Origin of the sequence: Paenibacillus wenxiniae, assembly GCF_039822605.1 — a bacterium.
In the GTDB taxonomy this organism is placed as follows: Bacteria; Bacillota; Bacilli; order Paenibacillales; family Paenibacillaceae; genus Saccharibacillus; species Saccharibacillus wenxiniae.
This window is the reverse complement of the sequence record NZ_JBCGUH010000005.1, coordinates 1-19,875: the sequence shown is the minus strand read 5'-3', so window position 1 is coordinate 19,875 and position 19,875 is coordinate 1. Positions and strand designations below refer to the sequence as shown.

General features: G+C 42.1%; 13 protein-coding genes. 11 read left to right on the top strand and 2 right to left on the bottom strand.

What is annotated here, in order from left to right:
- The first annotated feature begins 344 nt into the window (after nt 1–344).
- The 8 genes from AAHF22_RS10865 (at nt 345) to AAHF22_RS10830 (ending at nt 17,139) form a co-directional block, all read left to right on the top strand.
- Complete coding sequence (locus AAHF22_RS10865) at nt 345–4,496, top strand: S-layer homology domain-containing protein (protein WP_347325031.1); 4,152 nt, start codon at nt 345–347, stop codon at nt 4,494–4,496.
- A gap of 735 nt (nt 4,497–5,231) precedes the next feature.
- Nucleotides 5,232–7,595, top strand: coding sequence for a stalk domain-containing protein (locus AAHF22_RS10860; RefSeq protein WP_347325030.1), 2,364 nt, complete (start codon nt 5,232–5,234; stop codon nt 7,593–7,595).
- Nucleotides 7,596–7,883: 288 nt separating this feature from the next.
- On the top strand, nt 7,884–8,516 hold the full coding sequence (locus tag AAHF22_RS10855) for a hypothetical protein (RefSeq protein WP_347325029.1): 633 nt from the start codon (nt 7,884–7,886) through the stop codon (nt 8,514–8,516).
- A gap of 437 nt (nt 8,517–8,953) precedes the next feature.
- Nucleotides 8,954–10,156 carry a methionine adenosyltransferase gene (metK, locus tag AAHF22_RS10850; protein ID WP_347325028.1) on the top strand — a complete coding sequence of 401 codons (1,203 nt, stop codon included), beginning with the start codon at nt 8,954–8,956 and terminating at the stop codon, nt 10,154–10,156.
- A 642-nt stretch (nt 10,157–10,798) separates the two neighbouring features.
- Nucleotides 10,799–13,480: a stalk domain-containing protein gene (locus tag AAHF22_RS10845; RefSeq protein WP_347325027.1), complete on the top strand. Its 2,682-nt coding sequence runs from the start codon at nt 10,799–10,801 to the stop codon at nt 13,478–13,480.
- Nucleotides 13,481–13,540: 60 nt separating this feature from the next.
- Nucleotides 13,541–14,692: a sensor histidine kinase gene (locus AAHF22_RS10840; RefSeq protein ID WP_347325026.1), complete on the top strand. Its 1,152-nt coding sequence runs from the start codon at nt 13,541–13,543 to the stop codon at nt 14,690–14,692.
- Between the two features lie 13 nt (nt 14,693–14,705).
- Nucleotides 14,706–15,431: a response regulator gene (locus tag AAHF22_RS10835; protein ID WP_347325025.1), complete on the top strand. Its 726-nt coding sequence runs from the start codon at nt 14,706–14,708 to the stop codon at nt 15,429–15,431.
- Between the two features lie 142 nt (nt 15,432–15,573).
- On the top strand, nt 15,574–17,139 hold the full coding sequence (locus tag AAHF22_RS10830) for a hypothetical protein (protein ID WP_347325024.1): 1,566 nt from the start codon (nt 15,574–15,576) through the stop codon (nt 17,137–17,139).
- A gap of 46 nt (nt 17,140–17,185) precedes the next feature.
- Here the strand turns inward: AAHF22_RS10830 and AAHF22_RS10825 are convergent, their stop codons facing one another.
- Both AAHF22_RS10825 and AAHF22_RS10820 read right to left on the bottom strand, forming a co-directional pair.
- The gene (locus tag AAHF22_RS10825) at nt 17,186–18,352 is read right to left on the bottom strand and encodes a site-specific integrase (protein ID WP_347325023.1); all 1,167 of its coding nucleotides are present in this window, start codon (nt 18,350–18,352) and stop codon (nt 17,186–17,188) included.
- Between the two features lie 11 nt (nt 18,353–18,363).
- Nucleotides 18,364–18,993: a LexA family protein gene (locus AAHF22_RS10820; protein ID WP_347325022.1), complete on the bottom strand. Its 630-nt coding sequence runs from the start codon at nt 18,991–18,993 to the stop codon at nt 18,364–18,366.
- A 162-nt stretch (nt 18,994–19,155) separates the two neighbouring features.
- Here AAHF22_RS10820 and AAHF22_RS10815 point away from each other — a divergent pair, with 162 nt between their 5' ends.
- Genes AAHF22_RS10815 through AAHF22_RS10805 form a run of 3 tightly spaced genes read left to right on the top strand, consistent with a single transcriptional unit; the run spans nt 19,156 to nt 19,788 of the window.
- Nucleotides 19,156–19,392 carry a helix-turn-helix transcriptional regulator gene (locus tag AAHF22_RS10815; protein WP_347325021.1) on the top strand — a complete coding sequence of 79 codons (237 nt, stop codon included), beginning with the start codon at nt 19,156–19,158 and terminating at the stop codon, nt 19,390–19,392.
- Nucleotides 19,377–19,586, top strand: coding sequence for a hypothetical protein (locus tag AAHF22_RS10810; protein WP_347325020.1), 210 nt, complete (start codon nt 19,377–19,379; stop codon nt 19,584–19,586). Before AAHF22_RS10815 ends, AAHF22_RS10810 begins: the two co-directional genes overlap by 16 nt.
- 13 nt (nt 19,587–19,599) lie before the next feature.
- The gene (locus tag AAHF22_RS10805) at nt 19,600–19,788 is read left to right on the top strand and encodes a hypothetical protein (protein WP_347325019.1); all 189 of its coding nucleotides are present in this window, start codon (nt 19,600–19,602) and stop codon (nt 19,786–19,788) included.
- Nucleotides 19,789–19,875: the final 87 nt, after the last annotated feature.

Genomic DNA, 19,875 nt, shown 5'->3' with positions numbered 1-19,875 from the left:
CTTGATATGGAAAGCCTCCACATTGATGCGTATCGCGCCGATGTGGAGGCTTTTTTGGTGCTAAAATTGCAATAAATGATCAAATAAAACGAGTTTCTACTATTATATATGCATTTGCTTATCCAACGTTGATTTATAGCTGGAATAGATGCAATAAAGCAAGCAGTTGAAATTAATCCGCCAAGTCAATCAATCAAAAAATAAATTCACTAATTCGAGCTAACCCAATGCAATACATCTAAAAGTCCGCGCCATCATTAGCCTTGCGCAAGTATGCAAAAAAATCAACTATAAAAATTTGTCCATATCGTAACGATTGTATGATTGACATCTGATGTTTTTTCTTGAAATTTCCTGATTTTATTAAAATCTATACGATCCTTGCCGATAAAAGGGGTAGACAGGTTAAGCCCGCCATACAGAATCAAAACTGTGAGCGGAACAAGAGGAGGAACATTATTTTGAAGAAAATACTATCGATGTTATTGGCGGTAGTCTTGTTGGCTGGCCTTTTGCCTCAAGGAATAGGCGGCAGTGTGGCACAGGCAGCAACGGGCAGTTTTTTCATTTTTCCGAATGAACAGTACGATATCGCAACACCACGTATCGCCAATAGTAATCGTCTGACAGTAACAGGTAGTTACAGTAACATTAATGCAAACTCGATCACATATGATATCGAGCAAATTTCCAAAGACGGTGATAAAGTTACTGTTATCAATTCTAATAAAGGTTTGAGCGGTAATATTACTGCAAGCACCTCCGGCGGATCGAGCCTTACGATTTCTGATATCCCTCTGTTTGCAGGTTTGAACCGTATTACATTTAAAGCAACGCAGGGTGTTTCTTCTCAAGTGGCAGAATCCATTTATGTAGAATATCGCGATGGACCTACACTGTATAACTTAACAGGTGTATTGGACAATGACACCGTTGCGCTGAAAGAAAATACGCCAGTTGTACTGACGGCAGCCAAAGGTGGAATTAATGCTGGACAACAAACAGCCAATATGTCGCTTAGCGGTTCTGCACCAAATGCGACAAAAGTGACTGTGCTTGTTAACGGCGGTAATAGCCGTACATCGATTGTTTCAAGTGCGAACAATTATCAATTTACCGTAGCACCCATTGCTTTGAAACTCGGTAAAAATACATTGACGATTCAGGCTATTAACGGAACACAGGTGCTGGAAACAACACGTGACGTTACGTTCTATAATGGTCTGACTACGTTCTATGATACGTATGCTAATAGTGATTCCAATAAATCTTCCGATCTGGCTTCATTTCCAGACTTTACCGTTTCTAAAAATACATTTAGTGTAACTGGTAAAGTCGTTGTACCTCTTACCAATGGTGCTCTTCCAACTGATCTGAGCAACTATATTAGCTATACGTTTAGCGGAGATGGTGTAGCAACTGGAACATCCTATACTGGAACTACAGCAGCTACAAAAATTGCAGCAGAAAGTACGACAGCATATGCTACACTGCAATATACAATTCCAGAAGATGCATCACGTACTTTTAACTATGATAAAGGAACGAATCTTGCTATCGTAGCAAATGGTAGTTCTAGCAGTGGTTTTGGATTAACGCTGAGAAATAGTGCTGCTTCGTATATTTATAAAGTGAATTATTTGTCAGGTTATACTGCAAGTACAAGCAAGGAATCAGCTACTGGTATGACGGGTACTACACTAAATGGAGCTAATATTTTCTCATTGCCTACTGCATTGGAAGTTTTTGTAGTTAATGGCGATAGCAATACTCAACTGAATATTAGCAAAGTAGTAGATGCTACAGGGAATAAATCTAATGATAAACCAACAATTGAACTTATTAATTCTGAATCGGTTGTACAGACGGTTAATGGAAGTTCACAACGTATGCAACGATTGCTTTACAAATTAACTAAAGTTCCTGTGAATGGCACACAAACATTGTATTTTACAGGTGCTAAAAATGATGCACAGGGTAATCTTGTTGCAAACACACCTGAAGTGCCAGCCACAATCAATGTTTTGTTTGGCCCATATGCGAGTTTTAATAAAGCATATGATGGTATGGTTATTCAAAATAGTCAGAATGTAGCAGGTGCTGAAACGAGAATTGTTGCAGGTATATTGGATAGTTTCTCGGGGAAACTGCAAAATGTAACGGTGGCTACGGATATTCGTTATGCTGACAATGGTGCGAATAAGCAGACGGTGTTCTTTTATGTGAATAATACACTTATCCCTTTAGTACCGGCAAGCAGTAACGCCAATGATCCGAATTTTAAAATTCAGGATGTTAATGGTGCCTATAAAGCAATGTTCTCTGGTGCGAACACTATTAAATTAGTGTTTAAAACAGATAAAACATCCTATGAACTATCAGTGAAGATTAATCTGGTACCTACAGATGTACCTGTTATTCCTGTAGATACAACGCTAGGAATTTTCCCATTCAAGTATGCGGGGACTAGCGATGCTATTCCTACTGCTAGAGATGCTGCTTTTACGGCAAATGGGACTGTATTTACTACAAAAGAACAAAATTTTAATGTGTATGGTACGTTTGATTTTGTAGATTTGGGTACTACGAAAACAGGTGTAGAGAGTGGATTGAAATCGATCACTCCAGCAAACTATATTTTGAAGGTCACCAAATCCGATGGAAGTACAGTAGCAAGTTGGAGCCTGGATCAGCGCTTTAATTCCACTACGGGTGACGCAATTAATGACAAAGTTAGCGCTTCAGATAATTTAAGTGTATTTTATGATTACAGCAAGCAATCATTCTCTTTCATTCTTCGAGGACAGGTTGTTCCAGATGATAACAGTCCAGTAGTGTATAACTTTACTGTTTATAATACGGGTACAGGTGGGCCAAGTACGTCGGCTCGAATGGAGATCAGTAAACAAACAGATACGTATATCATTGCTCGTCCAGTAGAAGCACAAAAGCTAACAAACAGCAACTTTATCGATGTAGTGGTAAACTCGAAGAATGCTACATCTGTTGTGATTAATAAAGAAACAGCTACAAAAGCACCTTTCTATACTGATCCTAGTGGTAAAGCTAATAATAAACTTCCAGAATACCCTGATGCTTATAAAGTAACAGTTCGTGATTTGAAGCCGAATAAAGAAACGAAGATTCCAATCATCGTTACGATTGCAGGTAAGCAGATTAAAGATCAAGTTATCGTTAAATATGTACCTACGAATATTCCAGGTGCGGAATTCATGATGGATATGAAAAATTCGGCTAAAGTGTTTGATGGCGATCTTAATCTCAAATTCCCATCAGGTACGAATTTGATCCGTAGAGACATTGGTACAAGCGCTGAAGACCAACGTAAAAATGAAGTATTCTCAGGCAATACACTCTTGTTCGGTATCGGTAACAGCCAGGATGGAGTTATTGATCGTTATAACTTTGAACAAGTTCCTACTAATATGGACCAGAAGTTTAAAGTCGGACAACAGATTTTTGTGAACCAATTTAATAATCACTTTGTAAAAAGTAGCCCGGTTTTCTGGATTGATCCAGGTTTGGCAGATAATCTCGATACGCCTAAAGATTATGATCCTGTTACGATGGGACAAGAACCGTATCAACCATCTAATTCCACAATACCTAGCTTCTATGAGCGTGATCCGCGTAATGAGCTTGTTCCATCGAAACGTGGAACATTGACATTGTCTTACTCAGATAACGTTGCCGAAGACGCAGGTAAACTGATTACTGTATTCTTCTTTGACCGCTCACTGGGCAATAGCTCCGGTCAATGGGAAAATATCGGTGGTGTAGTCAACGCGAAAAGTCATACCGTAACAGTACCATTTGATCGTTTCGGTTACTATGTAGTCGCTAAGCTCAGTTACTCATATGCAGATATTGTTCAACACAGCTATGCACGTGATTATATGGAAGCTTTGTTTGCTAAAGGGATTATGAAGGCGACCGATCCAGATAGCTCATTTGGTGCAGACCAATATGTAACACGCGGTGAGTTCACTCGTGCGATCGTAAGAGCCAAAGAAATGCCGTTTGATTTCCAGGGACCGAAGCATTTCATCGATGTGAGCAGTAGCGATTCGCAGATTCTGCCTGATGCACTATATGACTACCGCTATATCGAAACCGCAGCTCGTGCCGGCTTTGTTCGTGGTACGCAGCCACAGGTATTCAGTCCAGGTGAAAATATTAGTCGTCAAGATGCAGCCGTTATTATTGCCAAAGCGTTGAACTTGAAGCTGGAAACCGATCAGACGAAGATCGATGCCGGTCTGCAAAAGATCTTCAAAGATGCAAGTACAGTCGATCGTTATGCAAGAGCTTCTGTACTAGCCGTAGCGAAAAAAGGCTTTATTAACGGATCGGCGATTGATGGCGATTCAAAGAAAGGCTTCAACTTTACTCCAACAGCTAAAATGCTGCGCTCTGATACTGCTGTAATTTTGGCAAAAGTCATGATCAGCGATAAAAAGCTGCCGAAGATGTAAGGATTTAGAAGATGTAAGGATTTAAAGGTAGCTATTATGGATAGAAATTTTTGATCAAGCAAAGAACCTTCACCTGTATTGGTGAAGGTTCTTTTTGTGATTGAGATTATTTTCGAAATATAATTCAGAAAAGCTAAAACTCGAAAAACGCTGATGTATCAAGGGTTTTCAGGTTTTTAATGGTCATAATAAACCGAAAATTTATAAAAAATCAAAAAAACTTTAGAAACCTTGCAACCTTTTCGCAACACGCCGCGTCTATAAGTTTGGAAACAGCGAGAGCGATACTGAAAGTTCTCCTGAACCCAACTGTTTAAATAACAACAAACCTGTTTAGGTACTACTTAGAGTTATTAAAAAGTAGCTTGCAGTCACAGGTGAATGGGCGAAGTTGGTAATTCCTTTAAAAGTGTAGTAAGATTAATAAGGTTGTGCCAAAAACTTTTTTTGAAGGCACTGCAACTTTTAAAGAAACCCTGCGTCTATATATACGAACCTGATGAAGCGACAGCAAAAAGCATGCTAACAGGTTGTTGAATGACAATGAACCCTAATGGAATATTCAACAATCCCGATGTGAAAAAATGTCTTTACGGCATCATTGGCGCAAGTGTATAATACGTTTGGACACTGCGGTCTTCTGATTGGCGAATGTTCCGGTTACGATTTTCTGTGATATTCACAGATATCATCATAAAACGGATTTGCTTGTACTCGGAAAGGGGGTGTAACGACATGAGTAAAAAAATCCATAACAAACAAACAAACAAAAATAATGTTTATGATATTCAAGGAGGAGACAAAAAGTTTATGAAAAAGTCTACTAAAAAAGTTATCAACGTAGCAGCAAGCGCAGCTCTGCTGGCTGGCGTAGCTCCAATCGCAGGTGTACTGGCTCCAACAGCAGCACATGCATCCGGTTCTTTCGATGTTTACAACGTTCCAACACTGAGCTCTACTTCTGTTTCTAAAGCACAAGGTGGCGTAGCTCTGGGTCGCGTTAAAGTTAACATTGACAAATTCACACTGAATGGCGGAAACAACACTCTGACTTTCACTCTGCCACAAGGTTTTGAATTCCCAACTACTACAAACGGTACTACTACTACATTTGATCAATTCAATAACACTGCTGTAACTGCGACTGGTAACACTTATACATTCGTAGCTGCTGGCGGCGCAAACACTGCTAACATCGGCGTAAATGTTATTAACTCTACAACTGCACAAATCGTTTTCAATGGTACTTCTAACCAAGCTGACGATCTGGAAATCTTGCTGGACATGAAACAAATCGTTTCTACTGGTCCTAGCAGCGGTGACGTTAACGTAAACTTCTCTGCAGCTAACGGTAGCGGTCTTCCTACTGGTAACGTTAAAGTTGCAACAGTAGTATCTTCCGGTCAAGTAGCTGTTGAAGCGCGTGATACTCAATCTAGCAGCAACAACTTCAACTTCAACCTGCGTGTTACTGAATCCGTTGCAGCTTCCCTGAAAACAGGTAATGCAATCAAATTGAAACTGCCATCCGGTTTCGAGTGGACTTCCCGTGGTACTGCTACTTCCCTGTACGGTACACTGAAAAATGAAGATCTGAACGTAGCCCTGAACGGTGATACTGCTACAATTTCTGCAAAAGCAACTTCCCAAACAGCTTCTTCATTCGATCTGCCACTGACATTCACAGTACAAGATGAAGATAAAGCTAAAGCAGGCGATGTAACTGCTACAATCAGCGGTAACTCTTCGGTAAACGTATCTTCTCTGGTAGTTGGTACTTACGGTCAATACGGTGGTGGCGTAACAGTTGCTTCCCCAACTACAGTAGTAGCTGGTCAAGACGAGCAAAAAATCGGTAACGTAGTAGTTAAAGAATCCGTTGCAGGATCTTTCATTGCTGGCCGTACTGTAACTCTGCAACTGCCTGAGGGCGCTCGTTGGCAGTCTGTTTACACTGGTGGCGAAGGTACAACTGGTACAACTGGTTCTATTGATACAGCTAATGGTCTGGTTACTCCAAATGTAACTTACACTGGTACTGATGGCCGTACCCTGAAACTGACTTTCCCAACTCAAAACACTTCTAACAAAGCTGGTTCTATCACTTTGAAAGATGTTGAAGTAGCAGTTCAACCAGGTTTCACTGGTGATCTGAACGCTACAGTAGCAGGTAGCCAAGGTCTGACTGGTACAGTTAAACTGGCAACAGCAGTATCTGGCGTATCCCTGACTGCAACTAACGCAACTTACAACATTGCAATCGGTACTGACAATGCTTCTATCGGCGATCTGGTGATCAAAGAAGGCGCTGCTGGTGCACTGACTGACGATGGTACTGGTCTGGTTGAAGTTCTTCTGCCAGCTGGCGTAACTTTCGGTTCTACTCCAACTGTATCCGTAACTGGTGGCGACCTGCGCATCCGTAACGTATCTGTTGACACTTACAACAACAGCGGTACTCAAGGCGTTCTGCGTTTCTACGTAGATAGCGAGAGCACAACTGCAAGCACAATCACTGTTAGCGGCGTTAACCTGCGTATCGACCGTACTGTACCACAAGGCGACATCGTTGCTAAAGTACAAGGCGACGGCGCAGCTTACACTGCTTACCACGGTGCTGGTAGCGTAGCTCAAACTTGGAACTCCAGCTACAAATACGCAGCTCAAGCAGCTATCGCTACAATCGGTACTGCACCAGCTGGTGAGACTGACAACGCTGTAAAAGCTATCTACACAATCGGTAGCACTGCTTACACTGTAAACGGTCAAACTCGTACTGCTGAAGTTGCTCCTTACGTTGAAAACGGACGCACTTACCTGCCAGTTCGTTACGTAGCAGAAGCTCTTGGTGTATCCCAAGCGAACATCCTGTTCGACAAACCAACTTCTGTTGTTACAATGATCAAAGGTGATCGCGTAGTTCAGCTGAAACTGAACACTAACCAACTGACAATTAACGGTTCCACAATCAACATGGACGTTAAAGCAGTAACTAAAGCTAACCGTACTGTACTGCCTATCGCATGGGTTGGTAAAGCTCTGGATGCAGTAATCCAATACGATGCTGCTGCTAAAACTGTAACAGTAAACAGCAAGTAATATCTCTGATATTACAAGCTAAACTATAGAAGGTAGTCATACCTTCACTGAGATACCTCGGAGTAGGCAACTGCTCCGGGGTATTTTTATTTTCGTATTTGCAAAAACATGCAGTAAGGTTGTATCGTAACCTATGAAGTAGAGCCGATCAGGAATAGTCAGGTAATGACGAATCGATAGAGAGTGGACGATACGCAATAAGATTGTATAAAGGATAGTAGTTATGTAGGTATCGAAAATAATACAAATTTATAATAGAAATAGATCTCAACAATGGAGGCAGAGGTTATGAAAAAAAGATCAACATGGCTACTTGCAGTAGCGACGATTGGTATCGGCGTATGGGTAGGTAGCTCGTTCACTACGGTTAGTAATGCGAGTAGTCAGTTAGGTTCAGCAGATGATCCCGTCGTGACGAAAAGTTATGTCGATCAGCAAATTCAAAAAGCACTTGGTGGGAATTTGAATACGGGTTCTTCTAATAATTCTTCGAGTAGCTCTACCACTAACAACTCCAATACATCCAGTGGAACGAAAAATAATACCAGTTCTTCTACAAACACGTCATCCTCTAATTCCAATACAACTAATGCCAATGCTGGCACGACAACAGGAAGTTCTGCAACTTCTGCTGCAACTTCTGCGACTTCCAAAATCGATATTGTTGAGCTTCGTCCAGGCAAAACATTGATTGCAAAAGCAGGTACACAGATTATCGTGCGACATGGTAATGCTACTGTATACAGTGACGGCACAAATGGTATTGTAGATGTGACTGCTGGAACCGATCTTGGTGGGAATCAGGCAATTGCGAACAATCATTTACTGCTATTTCCTCGTGATGGTCGCGGTGTAATGGTTACTGCTAATCAAACTTCGAATGCAACACTTATGGTTATCGGAAGCTATGATGTGCAGTAATATGGTTTGATCCAGGGGCAGCTTGGTTAAGCAATAGCCTGCAACAGTGTAACGGTATCCTGCATACGTAAATTAGTATAATGTATAGATTTGCAATCAGTATAAGAAATACGCATCATCTAGCTTTCTTATTTCTCATACAATATATTGTTATTTTAATTACTATTCGATTTATGCTTTTAGTATATTTTGATGTATCATTCATCATCCGAATATGAGATTTTAGATAGACTATAAAATCGGCATAAACCGATAATGCCGACAAGAATAATCGGTTATTATCGTTTGACACCTTTTGCTAAATGGTTTATCATGACCTGTAAGGCTTGTAAAGCGACCTTTTCCATATGGAAAGGGTTCATTTTTTGTGTGGGAGCACTTTGAAAGGCTGTATGCAATCTGCATTCGTCTTACTATCCATATGGGAGGTTGAGTTTGTGTCGACAATTAAAAAACATTTATTTACATCAGAGTCTGTAACTGAAGGACATCCAGATAAAATTTGTGACCAAATTTCCGATGCTGTTCTTGATGCATTTTTGGCTAATGATCCAAATGCGCGTGTAGCATGCGAAGTCGCTGTTGCAACAGGTATGGTACTCGTTATTGGTGAAATTAGTACCAAGTCGGAATATGTGGATATTCCTTCGATCGTGCGTAATACGCTCAAAGAAATCGGTTATACTCGTGCAAAATACGGTTTTGATTACAATACATGTGCGGTGCTCACTTCATTGAATGAGCAATCTGCTGACATTGCGCAAGGGGTAAACTCCGCGCTGGAAACACGTGATCCAGAACAATTAAAACTGGAAACAGAAAATATCGGTGCAGGAGACCAGGGCTTGATGTTTGGATTTGCGACAAACGAAACGCCTGAACTGATGCCTTTGCCGATCGCCATGTCTCACCGCATCGCGCGCCGTTTGTCGGAAGTACGTAAAGATGGTACGTTGGAGTACCTTCGTCCGGATGGCAAAACACAGGTGACGGTAGAATATCAGGACAACAAGCCGGTACGTATTGATGCGATCGTTGTTTCTACGCAACATGCTGAAGAAGTAACACTGGAGCAGATTCAAAAAGACATTCGCGAGCATGTTATCGCTCCGATCGTACCAGCTGAACTGCTGGATGCAGATACCAAATACTTCATCAACCCAACGGGACGTTTTGTTATCGGTGGTCCTCAAGGCGATGCAGGTTTGACCGGTCGTAAAATCATCGTAGATACATATGGCGGTTATGCTCGCCATGGCGGCGGTGCTTTTTCGGGTAAAGATCCTACAAAAGTAGACCGCTCCGCAGCTTACGCTGCACGTTATGTCGCGAAAAATATCGTTGCTGCCGGATTGGCAGATAAATGTGAAATCCAGCTTGCGTATGCGATTGGGGTAGCCACACCAGTATCGATTAACGTGGACACGTATGGCACAGGCAAAGTGAGTGAGGATAAATTGGTAGAGCTGATTCGCAAGCATTTCGATCTGCGTCCTGCTGGTATTATTCGTATGCTGGAACTACGTCGCCCCATTTATCGTCAAACTGCTGCATACGGCCACTTTGGTCGTACCGATCTCGATGTACCGTGGGAGAGCACGGATAAAGCAGAACTGTTGAAAGCTGAAGCAGGTCTGTAATCGATTTTGGTTCATTCACTTATAATGGATCGACTATTATATAGTCTAAGCATTGCGATTGCACATTATAATAGAGTATTGAATGTGCATGAAGCATGTGTACAAATTTGTAGTTAGTATTTGATAAGATGCCTGTAAAGAATTATGAAGCTTTAAGAATGTACAGTTCAAAGAACGTACAGCTATAAGCATACCGTTCATAGCTGTATAGTCTATATAGGCACTTAACCATATACACTATAGACGTCATAATTAGCATAATTTTACTATAATGACTTCATACACGATAGCCGCCTGCAAAATGCAGAGCGGCTTTTCGTGCAAGATACTATGATTATTAAAGTGGTCCAATATAACGTATAATATAAGGACGAATTAAGGACGAAAAATAGTGTATGATCATGCAGAACGAAATGTACAAAAACATAGCTATACCGTAACTTTTAGATCAAATAGCAGTCTAATTGTATAAGGCATTTTAGTTGATGAACACGTAGGGTTAATTGGACATCTATACACTGGCAAAACAAATCAATAAATAAAGCAATAAACCAAGCAAAAAAGCAAGCGCAATACTAGGGATCAGTCAGCTGTACGTATACAGACGGCTGAAGCAATTTTAAGGATAGGGGCGTTTTATTGATGACTGGCAAAACAAAAACAATGCGCAGATGGATTGCATTCACTCTCGCAGGTACCATTTGGATTCAACCTGTAGTGGAAGTGGGTCTTCCAGCAAGCTCATTGTTGGCTACGCAAACGGCAGATGCAGCATCGACTACGAAGCTGGATGAAAGTTATATTACATCCGGCGCCAAATTGCTGCAATATCGATATAAGACAACACGTTCGGGCAGAAGCGTTACGGTATTGGCTGATGTTGTACGAGTAGATTTGCAAAATCCATATGTGAATCTGGATGTGATGACAGGTAAAGGCGGTAAATTTACAACCCGTCAATCGGTTGAAGGCATGGCACAGGAGACGAAAGCTGTTGCTGGCGTGAATGGCGACTATTTTAATACAAGTGCAGAAGGTGTACCGATGGGAGCACAGGTTTCCGATGGTGTACTGATGTCGAGTCCTTCACAGTTAAATGGTATGTATGCATTTGGCGTCACAAAAAGTGGTACGCCTATGATTGAACAGTTTACGTTTGAAGGTAAAGTAACCGCACAGGACGGATCTACGTTTGATCTGGCAGGTATTAATCAGGCTTCCTATATGACAGAACCTGATAAAACGTACAGCCATATGAATAAAATGTACATTTATACGGATGCATGGAAAGCGACGGAGCGTCCAGCGAACAGCTCCACCACGCCTACAGAAGTATTAGTACAGGACGGCGTGATCACGCAAATCTCTGCGAATAAAACGATCCAGGAATCTGTGCCTACGGGTGCATACATTTTGCGCGCGCATGGTACAGCGGCGAAGTTTATCCAGCAACATATGGCGGTAGGGCAGAAAGTGACGACCGATTATTCACTGCGCGTTAAATCAACAGGTAAAACGGTGAATCCATCCGATCTGAAAATGATGATTGGCGGTCATACGATTCTAGTTGATGGTGGTAAGCCATCTTCGTTCTCCCGCAGTGTAAGCTCAATCGGCGGCAATCGTGCACGTACAGCTGTTGGCTATTCGCAAGATGGACGGTATGCCTATGTGATTGCTGTTGAAGACAACGACAATAGTGCAGGCATGTCTCTATCTGAACTGCAAGACTTTATGGCATCGATCGGCGTCTGGAAAGGTCTGAATCTGGATGGAGGCGGCTCTACGACACTTGTAAGCCGTCCACTTGGTGAGGACAAAGCCACACTGGCGTTTGAGACGGAGTATGGCGGCACAACACAGCGTAGCGTAGTAAATGGCCTTGGCGTATATACAACGGCGCCTCAAGGCAGTGTGAAGGGCTTTAGTATCAGTGGTCCGAAGCAACTGCTGCTTGGTCAGACCGCGACCTACTCAGCTAAAGGTTATGACACGTATTATAACCCGATCAAAAACGATGCGATTAAGCCAACCTGGAAAGCGGGCAATAGCAATATTAAATGGCTAGGTGATCAGTTCCAAGCTGTTAAATCAGGTACAGCCAAAGTCACAGCGACAAGCAACGGTATTAGCACCAGCATGAATGTAGAGGTTGTAGGGGCAGAAGCGATTCAAAGTCTAACGCCAGCTAGCAAAACCGCTTCATTACAAGCTGGAACAACGATTTCTGTACCTGTAAATGCGACGCTAAAAAATGGCTCCAGTCTGACAATTGCGCCTGAAATGCTAAACTGGCAGTTTGTCGGTTTTAAAGGTACAGTTAAGGGTGATCAATTGACGATTAACTCGGTCGATAAAGATGCTACCGTTGGCTACGCGATTGCTCGTTATGATGGCTTCAGTACGATGATCGTACTCGGTACAGGTGGCGGTCAGGCAAGCACATGGGAAGATTTTGAAAATACAGGCTATGATATTAGCTTCCTGGGCAATCCAAGCAATGTAACAGGTTCGGCTAGCATTACACAGGGTGCGGATGATCATGCTAGCTCTAAAGTATTGCAATTGAGCTATGATATGACAGCGGGTACAGCAAAGAAATATGCCTATGCTCAATTTAACGGAACATCCGGTAAAGCATTGACGGCTGGATCATCAGCGATGTCGCTCGATGTATACAGTGATCAGAGCTATAACTGGCTGCGTGGTGAAGTGACTGATGCCAATGGCAAAACCGTATATATCGATATTGCGAAAAGTCTGAACTGGAAAGGGTGGAAAACACTCAATGTCGATTTGACAGGACTGAATATCGCGTATCCAGCCAAGCTGAAACGTCTGTATGTCGTCAATGTGGAAGAAGGACAGGACGAGCGTGCAGCTAAAGGTATGATCCAGATCGACAACATCAAGCTGACCGGTGCAACACAGGCACCAAGCTTCACGACGCCAACAGGATCGCTAGCTATGACAGTGGGCAAGAAGACCGCGACGCTGAATGGACAAGCTCAGTCGATTGATGCGGCACCTATGCTGAAAGACAGTGCTACGTATATTCCTGTCAAATATATCGTCGATGCTTTTGGCGGACAGGCGAATTGGGATCAATCGAATCAGCGAGTGACGATTTTACGTGCAGGGCAATTGATTGATTTGACGGTTGGACAGAAAAATTATGTGCAAAACGGTCGTTTACAGAGTGCTTCAGTCGCTCCAGTCATCGTCTCGGGCAGGACTTTAGTCCCTCTAAGACTCGTTTCAGAGCAGCTTGGATTGAATGTAAAATGGGATCAAACAACCAAGACGATTACTATCCAATCATGATAAGTTATAATATGATATAAAAGTATCATATAAATGACTTACAGAAATGGAGAAGATCAAGTGGAGTTCCACGCTGATGCGATAGATCACGTCATTAAGAACGCAACAAATGTAATGGAAAACAGCAAATATCAGATCTTCGAGATTTTGGACACTTCGCGGCGTGAGCTGTTGTCCCTAAATACTGAGCTTGAGCTGGTATTGCGTGAGACAGCGGAAACGATCGAGAAGGTGGATAAGCTTGAGGTCGGTTATCGCAGTTCCCGAATCAGACTCACTGAAGTAAGTCGTGACTTTGTGCGGTATAATGAACAAGATATCAAACAAGCCTACGAGAAGGCGACTCAGCTACAGCTTGATCTGATGATATATCGGGAAAAGGAAATGTATTTAAAGGCACGCCGTGACGATTTGCAGAAGCGGGTTAAAAATGTAGAAAGCTCCATTGAGCGAGCCGAGACGATCGGCTCGCAAATGGGAGTTGTACTCGAATATTTATCGGGTGAGCTGAATCAGGTCACTCGTATTATCGAATCTGCCAAAAATCGTCAGTTGATCGGCCTTAAAATTATTTTGGCGCAAGAAGATGAGCGTAAGCGTATTTCCCGTGAAATTCATGATGGACCGGCACAATTGCTGGCAAATCTAGTTCTTAGGACCGAAATTGTGGAAAGAATGATCACAAAGCAGGATTATGCAATGGTACGGGACGAAATAATAGATTTGAAAGCACAGGTGCGCTCCAGCCTGGAAGAAATGAGAAAAGTCATTTTCAATTTAAGACCTATGGCCCTCGATGATCTTGGGCTTATTCCAACTCTGCGGAAGTATGTGCAGGATTATGAGGAAAAAACTCGAATCCGTTCTATTTTTGAAACCAGAGGCAAGGAATACCGGCTCAGTTCCGCCATGGAGGCTGCCATCTACCGCCTGGTGCAAGAGGCACTGACCAACGCAGCAAAACATGCCGAACCGACGTATGTTACTGTCATCCTTACGTTTCAGGCGCAGATTGTGAAGCTGACTGTTGAAGACAACGGCAAAGGCTTCAGTCTGGAAAAGGTAGATCAGCGTACCAAGGACCATAACAACTTCGGTCTGATTGGCATGCGCGAACGAGTCGAATTACTTGATGGCAGAATGGAAATTGAATCTGCTGAAAATCAGGGGACAAAAATTATTATTCATATTCCAACGAATGTGGAAAAGTGAAAGGAGTAACAGGATGGAAAACCATGATTACGGCTCTAAAAAGATTAAAATATTGCTGGCCGATGATCATCAACTGTTCCGCGAAGGGCTAAAGCGCATCCTCAATATGGAGGATGATCTGGAGGTCATTGGCGAATGTGGAGATGGTATTCAGGTACTGGAGTTCTGCAATCATACTCCACCGGAAGTCGTATTGATGGATATCAATATGCCAATTGAGAATGGGGTAGAAGCGACCGAGAAGCTACGCGAGCTTTTCCCTGACATTAAAGTTATCATTTTGTCGATCCATGATGACGAGAGCTATGTGTTTGAAACACTACGCAAAGGTGCTTCAGGCTACCTGCTCAAAGACATGGAGGCGGAGTCGCTTGTCAATGCGATCCGCTCTGTCGTGGAAGGCCATGCCTATATCCATCCGAAAGTAACAGGAAAGCTCATTCAGCAGCTTCGCCGGATGACATATGTAAACGAAACAGGCACACTGGCTGATAACAATCATAACGGCGATACAGGTGTGAAATTTGTAGCCGGCGATGATAACCCGCTGACAAGACGTGAAGCTGAAGTTCTGCGTCTGATGGCAGAGGGTAAAAGCAACAAAATGATTGGTGAATACCTGTTCATCAGTGAGAAAACCGTTAAAAACCATGTGAGTAGCATTTTGCAAAAAATGGAAGTGGATGATCGTACTCAAGCGGTTATTAACTCGATCAAACATGGTTGGGTTACGCTGTAATTTCCATTTTGCTCGGAACTAGACATGAGTGATATACTACAATCGTATAATCAAAGTGAAGCACACTTTTCCTGAAAAAGGATGAGTGTGCTTTTTTGTTTTGAATAAGCGGTATCCTCAATAAAAGATGGGAGGAATTCAATTGAAATTAGATGTATATGCAATAGAGCATGAGCAGGGCTGGCGATTGAATGTTTCGCTGGATATGCGTGTCGATAGTCTATGGTGGACCGCAACGAATAAAAGAGACTATCCTTGTCAAAGTCTGTGGCATATTGCCAGCGATTTGCCGGTAGGCTGGGCATTTGCCTGTATGCATCATTTTAATGAGCGATTACAGCGTAACAGAGAAACGATTCTCTACGAAGCCTCATTACAGCACAAAGCGATGAGTGGGTCTACGATAAATAGGTCTGCAAGGAGAGGGTCTGTACGTCCACACCAAATGACAGGCACAGGTGCAAGTGCTTCCATTACGATCGAACAAATTACGCAATGGTTAAGTGAGTACATAATACGAAGACAGTCCTCATCTAGCAATTTCCATTATAAAAGAAGTATAGTAGCAGCGAATTCAGGAGATTGTTTTTCCGATCCGAGGTTTGTTCATTCATCTGAAACATTGTCACAACTGGTCTTTCCGTGTCAGTTATGGAACAGAGAACAAGGTTGGACCGGTAGTGGACAATATGTGCTAGCCAGTCAGGCCATCGGACAGCTTCAAGGTGATTTGCAGCATGCAGAGTGTAAAAAACAACTCGCCTGTGGAGCGATTGCACTTACGGGTTTGGTGAATGGTCGTTCATTATTGTTAGCCGAGTTGCATCATTTAATGGAGAATAACCAATCGCGCTATGCAACTGGATGGAGAAGCTACATCCAGCTTGCTTACCTGCAAAAGCATCTTCGTTTGCTTGAGAGTGTATATGTTAGTGACGAAGCATCAGCTGAGAATCATCATGTCCATCGTAGCTGGTCTTTTTTAAAAATGTTTAAAAAGAGTGCCGATTTATCTTCAAGCCGTTCTATCGTCTGTCGTCGCTGCGGAAGTACAAATATTCGCTATACCAACTGTGCGAGCTGTGGTTCATCTGCCTGTGGCTATTGTGAACAATGCCTGATGATGGGCAGAAGTCGCGAATGCGGACTATTGTTGCAATCCGTTCGTCCGCCGATTGCTGTGCGCGTAATAGAACAGCCGGAGCCGAACACGATAATCAAGCAGCCGGTTACTACCGATCGCTCCATTTCGGCACAGTCACTTGTTGCAGCGTCTTCATGGACTGTACCGAATCGTTATAGAGTTGAAAAGCAAACAGCCGTAGCCTATATAGAAGGCAAAAAGGATATACAGACACGCTGGGGACTGAGTAACGCGCAGACGGCTGCCACTTTACAAGCACTCGAATTTTTACAGTCCAAAGTGGATGTTTCGCATCAGCAATTAGCTCAATCGCGAATAGGACAACTGCATCAACGATTTTGGCGTATATGGAAAAGCGCTGTATTAAAAACAAAAAGCCAGCACTCTATTCGTAACATAGAAAATATTCATAATATGGAGGATTGTTATCTACCTGTTATTAAAAATGGTCTCGTACAAATGAGTCAGCTTCCACGTTCTCGTCGATTTCTGCTATGGGCAGTGACAGGAGCCGGAAAAACAGAAATGGTATTACCCTCTAATAGACAAATGCCTTCTGAATAAAGGTTTCGGGGATTGATTGGTGAATAATTCCCACGATTTGCCCACATTAACTATTCATTATTGATTCAAAAATCATTGCCGCTTCATTTTTCATTGTCTTTGTTATGTGCTGATATACTCTCCGTGTAATACCATCATCTTTATGGCCTAATCGTTCTTGTATAGTTTCCAAAGATACTCCAGCTTCGGCAAGTATAGAAACGTGAGTGTGGCGCAATGTGTGGGGAGTCATGTGCGAGGGTAATCCACATTTAGGCAGTAATAGTTTCATTCGTGCTTCCAACTGTTTCTGCATCTCAGGATACCCAGGGTATCTGTGTCTGTTGGTGAATACGAAGTTGTGATCAGTGAATGAATCTCTTTTCTCCATCTTGTATTCTAATTGTTCGGCCCTTTGTTTTTTCAGAACGGCCATAGTTTGATTATCTATTGCGATTTCACGTTTAGAGCTGGCCGTCTTAGGCGGAACTAACTTGAACTTCTTAACGTTATTTTTATTGTTATAAAGTGTTTTTGTTATCGAAATTTTTTTTGCTTCGAAATCAATATCGGACCATTTTATCACACACATTTCACCAATTCTCATGCCGGTGTAAGCCAGAAGGTGATATTGTGCAAATTCTTGATAATGGCAATTTTCGAACGCATATCTAAGGAGCTGCTTCAATTCTTCTTTCTCTAAATACTTAGGCAATTCTTCTACAGACTCCAAATCAGACACTGTCTTTCTTTTTACCGGAACTACAGCGTACTCGGTGGGGTTCTTTTTTATTACTTCTAACTCAATAGCTTTGCGAAATAATAGTTTTGCAGTCGCGTGTGTGCTTATTAGAGTTTCGTGAGCGAGCGTTTTGCTTAACTCTATAAGAACGTTTTGATAATTGGCTTTAGTAATATCCTTGATTTTCTTGTGCGTAAAGTGCTTAGAAAGTCTATTGACTCCTCCTTGCCTTACATCTAAAGTTCCGTATGCTTTTGTTCCATCAGCTGCAAACATTTCAAGCCATTGTTGAGCAAACGATATGAAAGAAATATCTTTTTCGTGCACATAAGTCTGATTTAATATCTCTGCTTCTAATTTTGTAGCAGCCCTTTGTGCAGCCCGTTCGGATTTAAAACCCGATTTTTCTGGTTGCATTCTTTTTCCGGTCTTTGGATTAATTAAACTCAACCTATAAGACCACGTATCTCCTCTTTTCCTAAAAGAAGCCATACATATTCACCTCAAATAGTAATAATTATCTTTTTTAACTTTCCTATAATCTTGGTCTGATCATCAGCAACAACTGGTTCATTCTCACTTTGCAATATAGTGACCTCGCCTTGTTTATATACACGTTTGATTTGAATGCCGTCTTTAGTTAACACGGCTGCAATTTCACCTCCTTCCACATTGTTCTGTGCGCTGATCAAAAGAAGATCGCCATCAAAAATGCGTGCACCTTTCATAGAATCTCCAACGGCTTTGATGTAGAAACATTGAGTTCCATTAACCCAGGACTTAGGAGTCGCTTCATATAGCTCAATTTCATCGTAGCTAAGATTACCATCCTTGATAGATACACTTTTAGCGACTGGTAAATGAACTGTCCCTAAATCCTCGACACCGATGCCAAGAACCTCTCCAGCGCCTTCAAGCAATTGTGAGATGTCAGTCTCCAACGCTTCCGACAATTCTGCTAATCGATCCATATCAATTTTTATTTCTCCATTCTCATAACGATGAATGGTCTTTTTGGTCAAACCTACTCTTTCAGCCAATTCTTCTAAACTATAGTTCCTGATCTTTCTATATTTTTTGATATTTGAACCAACAGTTAAATAAAATAACTTTGAATCATTTTTGTTTACCAATTTCACTACCGCCCTTGTATGTATTTGTTGCTCTTATTAAACCATAAAAAGACACGTATAACAATAAAAATGTGTTTTTGTGTCTTTTTATGGTTGACTGCTTTATTTATTGATGTTACGATTAACGTGTCTTAAAAAGACACAAGAATTGAGGTGGAAAACTTGAGAATTACCGTTAAAGCCGCCAGAGTTAATGCAGGCATGAGTCAAGAAGAAGTTGCGAAACATCTGGGATTATCGAAAAATGGTTATACCAGGAAGGAAAACGGACAATCCAAGTTTTACATTGATGAAATCGTAAGTTTAAGCGATCTGTTTAATGTGAAATTGGAAAATTTTTTTGAAACTATGTGTCGTAAAAAGACACAAGAGGGGGAGAAGGAATGTTTAAGCCGATAAACAAGGGTTTGACCGCTAAAGAAATTTCGCAGAAAACAGGTATTAAAATACGCAAAGTCTACGACTTCATGAATATGAGCGTGGCGGAAGGTGGCATTCCCTCCTTCCGTGTCGGCCCCAAGACTCTGCTTGCAGAAGAAGAAGATGTAGCTGCTTGGTGGGATAGGGTGAAGTGTCAGAAAATTAACGTTTGAAAGGAGGTAAACCATGAAACCAACAATCGGTCGCGTTGTGCAATATCACTCAGTGAGTGGTGATCGCCCAGCTATCGTGACTCAGGTCAATGAGTCGGGAACAATTATCCTGACCGTGTTTTACACTCATGAGACTCGTGCTGGCATGGAATGTCATAAGGGCGAGGATGTAGGCTGCTGGAGCTGGCCGCCACGCAACTAATAGGACGGGAGGGACTGAGCATGGAACAGCTCGTATACGCTCACGAGGGGCGTTTGGTAACAGACAGCCTCCGTGTAGCTGATGGGT